The sequence below is a fragment of the Mesorhizobium sp. M7A.F.Ca.CA.001.10.2.1 genome (genome assembly GCF_003998575.1).
Taxonomy (GTDB): Bacteria; Pseudomonadota; Alphaproteobacteria; order Rhizobiales; family Rhizobiaceae; genus Mesorhizobium.
Genome location: NZ_RZQY01000283.1, coordinates 1 through 7,302 on the forward strand (window position 1 = coordinate 1; position 7,302 = coordinate 7,302).

At 63.7% G+C, this 7,302-nt stretch carries 7 protein-coding genes; 5 read left to right on the top strand and 2 right to left on the bottom strand.

All coding sequences use genetic code 11. The features are described 5' to 3' along the window. The 5 genes from EN964_RS18695 to EN964_RS18715 form a co-directional block, all read left to right on the top strand. Positions 1–616 (top strand): ABC transporter permease (locus EN964_RS18695; RefSeq protein WP_164775877.1); only part of this gene is annotated, 616 nt, incomplete at its 5' end. Between the two features lie 47 nt (positions 617–663). Then, positions 664–1,470 carry a 4-pyridoxolactonase gene (locus tag EN964_RS18700; RefSeq protein ID WP_127267957.1) on the top strand — a complete coding sequence of 269 codons (807 nt, stop codon included), beginning with the start codon at positions 664–666 and terminating at the stop codon, positions 1,468–1,470. Positions 1,471–1,496: 26 nt separating this feature from the next. After that, positions 1,497–2,675, top strand: a complete 1,179-nt coding sequence (ppaT, locus tag EN964_RS18705) for a pyridoxamine--pyruvate transaminase (protein WP_127270366.1) — start codon at positions 1,497–1,499, stop codon at positions 2,673–2,675. A gap of 33 nt (positions 2,676–2,708) precedes the next feature. After that, on the top strand, positions 2,709–3,455 hold the full coding sequence (locus tag EN964_RS18710) for an SDR family NAD(P)-dependent oxidoreductase (protein WP_127270367.1): 747 nt from the start codon (positions 2,709–2,711) through the stop codon (positions 3,453–3,455). A 93-nt stretch (positions 3,456–3,548) separates the two neighbouring features. Next, a complete protein-coding gene (locus EN964_RS18715) occupies positions 3,549–4,385 on the top strand; it encodes a sulfite exporter TauE/SafE family protein (RefSeq protein WP_127269265.1) in 837 nt (278 codons plus the stop codon). Between the two features lie 21 nt (positions 4,386–4,406). Here the strand turns inward: EN964_RS18715 and EN964_RS18720 are convergent, their stop codons facing one another. Both EN964_RS18720 and EN964_RS18725 read right to left on the bottom strand, forming a co-directional pair. Continuing rightward, positions 4,407–5,756, bottom strand: a complete 1,350-nt coding sequence (locus EN964_RS18720) for an HlyD family type I secretion periplasmic adaptor subunit (protein WP_127269264.1) — start codon at positions 5,754–5,756, stop codon at positions 4,407–4,409. After that, on the bottom strand, positions 5,753–7,302 hold a 1,550-nt coding region (locus EN964_RS18725; RefSeq protein ID WP_127276609.1), incomplete at its 5' end, for a type I secretion system permease/ATPase. The genes EN964_RS18725 and EN964_RS18720, both read right to left, overlap by 4 nt.

Below are 7,302 nucleotides of genomic sequence, written 5' to 3' on the forward strand. Positions count from 1 at the left end.
CCTGACGGCACTGCTCCACCATTTCCAGTTCTCACGCAGCTACCCGCGCCTGCCCGCGGCGGATGCGACCGTCATTCCGCTGCTTTCGGACATCCCGGTCATCGGGCCTGCATTCTTCAAGCATCATCTGATCGTCTATCTGGCGGTCGCGCTGGTTTTCGGCATGAGCTACCTCTATCGGCGCACGCAACTCGGCCTCAATTTGCAGGCGGCAGGCGACAAGCCGGCCGCGCTCGATGTCGCCGGCATCGATGTCGTGCGGACCCGCACCATCGCCGTGTTGACGACCGGAGCGCTGGCTGGGCTCGGCGGCGCCTATCTCGCCAATGTCGGGGCTGGGCTGTTCATTCCGTTCATCACCAATGGCGCGGGCTTTCTCGGCATCGTGCTGGCCATGCTGGCGCGCGGTCGCCCGATCTGGGTGCTGTTCGGTGCGTTGCTGTTCGGTGTCTGCCTGTCGCTGACGACGGCCATGCAGGTGGCCGGGATCAACATACCGACCGACATCATCCAGATGCTGCCGTTCCTGGCGGTGATGATCATGCTGGTGCTGTTCGGCCGGCGCGCGAGCCTGCCGGCGGCGCTCGGCATTCCATACGAGCGCGGCGCGCGCTGAGGACAATTCATGCGCGGATGGGACCCGCGCCAATAAAGGAGGCAAGAATGTCGGATACCAAGGTCTACCTGCTCGATGGCGGCTCGCTCGTTCTCGACGGCTATCATGTGTTCTGGAATCGCGGCCCTGGCGGCGAAGTGCGCTTCCCGGTCTATTCGATCCTGATCGAGCATGCCGAGGGCCGGTTCCTCATCGACACCGGCTACGACTACGATCACGTGATGAAGGTGCTGCCGTTCGAAAAGCCGATCCAGGAAAAGCACCAGACCATCCCCGGCGCCCTGGCGCTGCTCGGCCTCGAACCGAAGGACATCGACGTCGTCGTCAATTCGCATTTCCACTTCGATCATTGCGGCGGCAACAAGTATTTTCCGCATGCCAAGAAGATCTGTCACCGGACCGAGGTGCCGCAGGCGTGCGATCCGCAGCCCTTCGAACATCTCGGCTATTCCGATCTGAGCTTTTCGGCGGAGGCTGCCGAAGCGCGTGGCGCGACCGGGCAATTGCTTGCGGGAACGACACGGGCGAACTCGACCTTTGAAGGCATCGATGGCGACGTCGAGCTTGCCAGGGGCGTCCGGCTGATCTCGACGCCCGGCCATTCGATCGGCCATTACAGCCTGCTGGTCGAGTTCCCCAAGCGCAAGCCGATCATGTTCACGATCGACGCGGCCTATACGCAGAAGAGCCTTGAAACGCTGTGCCAGGCGGCCTTCCACATCGACCCGGTGGCGGGCGTCAATTCGATGCGCAAGGTGAAGAAACTTGCCGAGGACCATGGCGCCGAGCTGATGTACTCGCACGACATGGACAACTTCAAGACCTACAGGACCGGCACGCAATTCTACGGCTGACCCCCGCCAATCCGGAGACCAAGACGATGCGTTATCTCGAACATGCCGATCCGGTCATCACCCTGACCGCGGGGCCGGTGAACGCCTATGCCGAAGTGCTGCGCGGCCTCGGGCGCACGGTGCTCTACGACTACGACCCGGCGTTCCAGCTTTTCTACGAAGGTGTGGTCGACAAGGCGCAAAAGGCGATGCGGCTGTCGAACAAGCCGGTCATCCTGCATGGCGAGCCGGTGCTTGGCCTGGAGGCCGCCGCGGCCTCGCTGATCACGCCGGACGATGTCGTGCTCAACCTTGCCTCAGGCGTTTACGGCAAGGGGTTCGGCTATTGGGCGAAGCGTTATTCGCCACATCTGCTCGAGATCGAGGTGCCCTATAACGAGGCGATCGATCCGCAGGAGGTCGAGGCAATGCTGAAGGCGCATCCGGAGATCACCGTCGTTTCCGTCTGCCACCACGACACGCCGTCCGGCACCATCAATCCGATCGACGCCATCGGTGCGCTGGTTTCAGCGCATGGCGGCTATCTCATCGTCGATGCCGTCTCGTCCTTTGGCGGCATGAAGACGCATCCCGGGGATTGCAAGGCCGATATCTATGTCACCGGCCCGAACAAATGCCTGGGCGCGCCTCCCGGCCTGACGATGATGGGTGTCAGCGAGCGGGCCTGGGCCAAGATGAAGGCCAATCCCCTGGCGCCGCGCGCGTCGATGCTGAGCATCGTCGACTGGGAGCATGCGTGGTCGCGGGACAAGCCGTTTCCATTTACGCCGTCGGTCTCGGAGATCAACGGGCTCGATGTCGCGCTCGACCTCTACCTCAATGAGGGACCGGAGGCGGTGTGGGCGCGCCATGCACTCACCGCCAAGGCCATGCGCGCTGGCGTTGCCGCGATGGGCCTGTCGATCTGGGCTGCCAGCGACAGCATCGCGTCGCCGACCACGACCGCTGTCCGCACGCCCGAAGGTTTCGACGAGAAGGCGCTTCGCCAGGCCGCGCGCGCCCGTTACGGCGTGGTGTTTTCGTCGGGGCGCGGCGAGACCTTGGGAAAGCTGACGCGCATCGGCCATATGGGACCGACCGCCCAGCCGATCTATGCGATCGCGGCGCTGACGGCACTGGGCGGCGCCATGAATGCGGCCGGCCAGAAACTGGCGATCGGCAGGGGCATCGACGCGGCGCTGGCCGTGATCGACGCCGACGCCTGAACAGACATCACCACGGATTGAGGGAGCATTTTCATGACTGAACGGCTTGCGGGAAAGACGGCCCTGGTTACAGGCGCCGCGCAGGGTATCGGCAAGGCGATCGCAGCGCGGCTTGCCGCCGACGGGGCAACCGTCATCGTCAGCGACATCAATGCCGAAGGCGCCGGGGCGGCGGCCGCGGCGATAGGCGGAAAGGCGAGGGCGATCGCCGCCGACATTTCCGATCCGGCATCCGTCAAGGCACTCTTCGGAGAAATCCAGGCCCTGACCGGGGGCATCGACATCCTGGTCAACAATGCCAGCATCGTGCCGTTCGTCGCCTGGGACGATGTCGATCTCGACCATTGGCGCAAGATCATCGACGTCAATTTGACCGGCACTTTTATCGTCAGCCGTGCCGGTACGGACCAGATGCGTGCGGCGGGGAAGGCCGGACGGGTAATCAGCATCGCATCCAACACCTTCTTTGCCGGCACGCCGAACATGGCTGCCTATGTCGCGGCCAAGGGTGGCGTCATCGGCTTCACCAGGGCGCTCGCCACCGAGCTTGGCAAATACAACATCACCGCCAATGCGGTGACGCCCGGCCTGATCGAGAGCGACGGCGTCAAGGCGAGCCCGCACAACGAGGCGTTCGGCTTCGTCGAGATGCTTCAGGCGATGAAAGGCAAAGGGCAGCCGGAACATATCGCGGACGTGGTCTCGTTCCTGGCCTCCGACGATGCGCGCTGGATCACCGGCCAGACGCTCAATGTCGACGCCGGGATGGTGCGCCACTAGCCAAAGCGCATCCCAAAAACTGTTACGCATTTCGGAACGACCTGCATCGGGGTTGCTGCAGCGGACGGGCGCGGCCATCAAAGGGAAATCATAGTGGACTTCGGATTCGACACGTCGGTTTTCGACGAGCTGACGATTGCAATGCTGGTCGCCGGCCTGGCCATGACCGGCGTGGCGTCCGGCGTGCTGGCTGGCCTGCTGGGAGTCGGTGGCGGTATCGTCATCGTCCCGGTGCTGTTCTGGGTGCTTAGCCTGTTCCAGTTTTCTCCTGATGTGATCAGCCATCTGGCGGTGGCGACGTCGCTTGCGGTCATTATCCCCACCTCGATCTCATCGATGCGGTCACACAACAGGCGCGGCAACGTTGATCGGCCTCTGCTCAATCTGTGGGGCCCGGCCATTTTCGTCGGTGCCCTCGTCGGTGGCATCATGTCGAAATTCATCCCGGGCGCCGGCTTGCGGCTGGTCTTCGGCGTCGTCGGCCTGCTGGTGGCCGTCAACATGGCGTTGCCGAAGCACCTCGTGATCTCCGATCACCTGCCGAAAAGCGGCTGGATCAACCGCGCGATCGCTGCTGTGATCGGCTTTGTCTCTTCGCTCATGGGGATTGGCGGCGGCACATTGTCGGTGCCGACGCTTTCCAGCTTCTCCTTTCCGGTGCACCGGGCCGTCGGCACATCGTCGGCGCTTGGCCTGCTTATCGCGCTTCCAGCGGTGGCCGGCTTCATCTGGTCGGGTCTCGCAATTGCAGGCAGGCCTCCGCTCAGCCTGGGTTACGTCAGCCTGCCGGCGGTTGCCATCATAGCGCCGGTGAGCTTTCTGTTTGCACCCTTGGGCGCCAAGCTCGCCCACGCGCTCAACCCGCGCTACCTGAAGCTTGCCTTTGCGTTCTTCCTGGCGATCACGGCCGGGCGAATGCTGCTTTCCTGAATCCGGTTCAGCGGCCTACTGCTATTTTTCCCGCATGGCCCGGCGGAAGTTCTGCGTGATCGGCTCGGCGAGATAAGAAAGCACGGTGCGAGCCCCCGTCCGGATCATCGTCTCGCTCGACATGCCGGGCAGCAGCTTGCGGCCCTCCAGCTTGCCGAGTTCGCTTTTGTCGATCACAACTGTCGCCGCGAAATAAGGTGCGCCGCTGCGTTCCTCAACCATGCGGTCAGCCGACACGATCTCCACGACGCCCTCGAGCGGCGGCAGGTTGTAGCGGGCGAAGGCCGGGAAGCTGACGCGCGCGAGCTGTCCGGGTGCGATCGTCTCGACATCCTCCGGCTTGACCATAGCCTCGACCACGAGTTGTTGTCCGAGCGGTACGATCGTCATCAATGTCTCACCGGGTTTCACGACACCGCCCGCGGTATGGACCTTCAAGTCCATGACGATGCCGTCAACCGGCGCGACAACGTTGGTACGGCTAAGCACGTCCCTGGCGGAACGCTCCTGCTGTCCGAGGTCAAACAGCTCCGCCTCGACCTTGCTCAACTCGTCGACGGCCTCGTTCAGGCGCACTGTGTTGAGGTTCAGGATCTGCATGTCGATCTCGGCCATGGCGCTTCCGGCACGGGCGATTGCCGCGACATTGGTGGCGCGCTCGCCCTCGATCTCCCGCTGCTGGCGTCTGAGCGACAAGTTCCGTTCGCGGGTGGTCAGCCCTTTCTTGAGCAGACCCTCAAGGTCTTTGCTTTCACCCTCGATTGCCTCGATCTGCTTGTCTTCCGTGACGATAAGCTGCTCCAGCCCCGTTATCTCTTCCTCGACCTGGTGACGGCGCTGGCCGAGAATTTCCTGCTCGTCCTTCAGATTGTGGTGCTTCGCTGTAAACACGTCACGCTGTGCTGCCACCGCGTCCTTCACGGCGATCGCGGGGTTTGCGAGCAACGCCGGATTGAACTCGATCTCGGTCTTGCCGTCACGCTCGGCCCTGAGACGCGCGGCCAGCGCCTCACGCGTTGCTATCCGGTTCTGGATCAGGTCGAGCTGCGCCTTTGCCTGCGTGTCGTCGAGCCCGACGAGGATCTTGCCCGCCTTGACGATATCCCCGTTGGCGGCGTTCAACTCCGCGATGATGCCGCCCTCGAGGTGCTGGATGAGCTTGCGGTCGCCGGCGACCTTGATCACGCCCGACGCCACCGCAGCGCTGTCCAGCGGCGCCAGGGCCGCCCATCCCCCGGCCACGCCGAAGAACAGGAACATGATCGCGAAGCCGGTGCACGTCACGCCGGTGAGACGGAGGGGTTGCGGCTCCAGGAGAGAGGGCGGCGCGAGGGGCAGCGGCACGACCTTCAATTCGGGGGGGCGGCTCATGCTTCCTTGACCTCTTTGATTTCCTTCACCACTTCAAGGGCTGGCAACTGGGCCGCCTTGGGCAGATGGGCCACCTTGCCGACACGGCTGGCGAGTTCGTTGAAGACATGGTCGCGCGGCCCGAAGAGATCTTGCTGACCCCTGTTGAGGACCAGTATCTTGTCTACCTTGTCCAAAATGCTGGCGCGGTGCGCGATAAGGATAACGGTCGTATTCGTCGCCTTGGCCACGCCGAGAGCGGCAATCAATGCCTCCTCGCCCTCCCTGTCGAGGTTGGAATTGGGTTCGTCGAGGATAAGCAGCGCGGGGTCGCCGTAGAGTGCCCGCGCCAGCCCGATGCGCTGGCGCTGCCCGCCCGACAGTATCGCACCCGCTTCGCCGATTTCGGTGCCGTACGCCTTCGGCAGTCCTTTGATCAGCTCGTGGACTCCCGCCAACTGCGCGGCCTCGACCACCTTGTTGAAGACCGCCGGGTTGAGCATCGCGAAGCGGCAAATGTTTTCGGACACGGTGCCGGCGAAGAGCTCGATGTCCTGCGGCAGATAGCCGACATGACGACCACGGTCTTCCGCCGCCCATTGGGCAACATCCGTTCCGTCCAGCAAGGCGCGCCCCGCGGACGGGCGCCAGGCGCCGGCGAGTATGCGCGCCAGGCTCGTCTTGCCAGCCCCGCTCGGACCGATCAACGCCATCGCTTCACCCGGCTCGAGGCGGAAGTTGATCCCCTTGAGGATGTGCTCGCCACCCTGCCGGGCAAGCACAAGGTTGTCGGCCTCAAACCTGCCTTTCGGACGGGGCAGTGGCAGGACCGGTGTGGCCTCCCGGTGCTGTCCGGCGACCGCGGTGAGGCGCCGGTAAGCGGCACGGGCTCCGACCGTCGCCTTCCAGGTGCCGATCGCTTGCTCGACCGGTGACAATGCGCGGCCCATCAGGATCGAGGCGGAGATCATGATACCGGGCGAGGCCTCGTTGCGAAGAACCAGATAGGCACCGAGGCCGAGTATGGCCATTTGCAGGGCCAGCCGGTGACAACGCGCGATGGCCGCGATGACCCCACCCCGGTTAGCGGCAAGGACTTGTCCTTTGTTCGCCTCGTCCTGCTGTGCCTTCCAGCCTTCCATCAGCGGCTTTAGCATACCCATCGCCTGGACGACCTCGGCGTTGCGGATCGTCGCCTCGGCCTGCACGTATGCCCGCGACTGTGCATTTGCAGCCTCGGTCAATGGTTTGCGTGTGACGTATTCGTTGAGCAACGCCAACGCAAAGAGGACAATCCCGCCGCACAGCGCCAACCAGCCCAGCCAGGGGTGCATGACGAATATGGCGGCGAAAAACAACGGTGCCCAAGGCGCGTCAAGAATCGGGAAGATGCTCGGGCTGGTGAAGAAATTCCGCACTTGATCCAGGTCGCGTAGCGGACGGGCGTTGGCATGACCGGGCGCCGAGGCGGCATATTCCACGGATGCGGTCAGGAGAACCGGTGCCAACCGCGCGTTCATCCACGATCCGACTTTAGCCAGAAGACGCCCGCGCACCACCTCCAGCC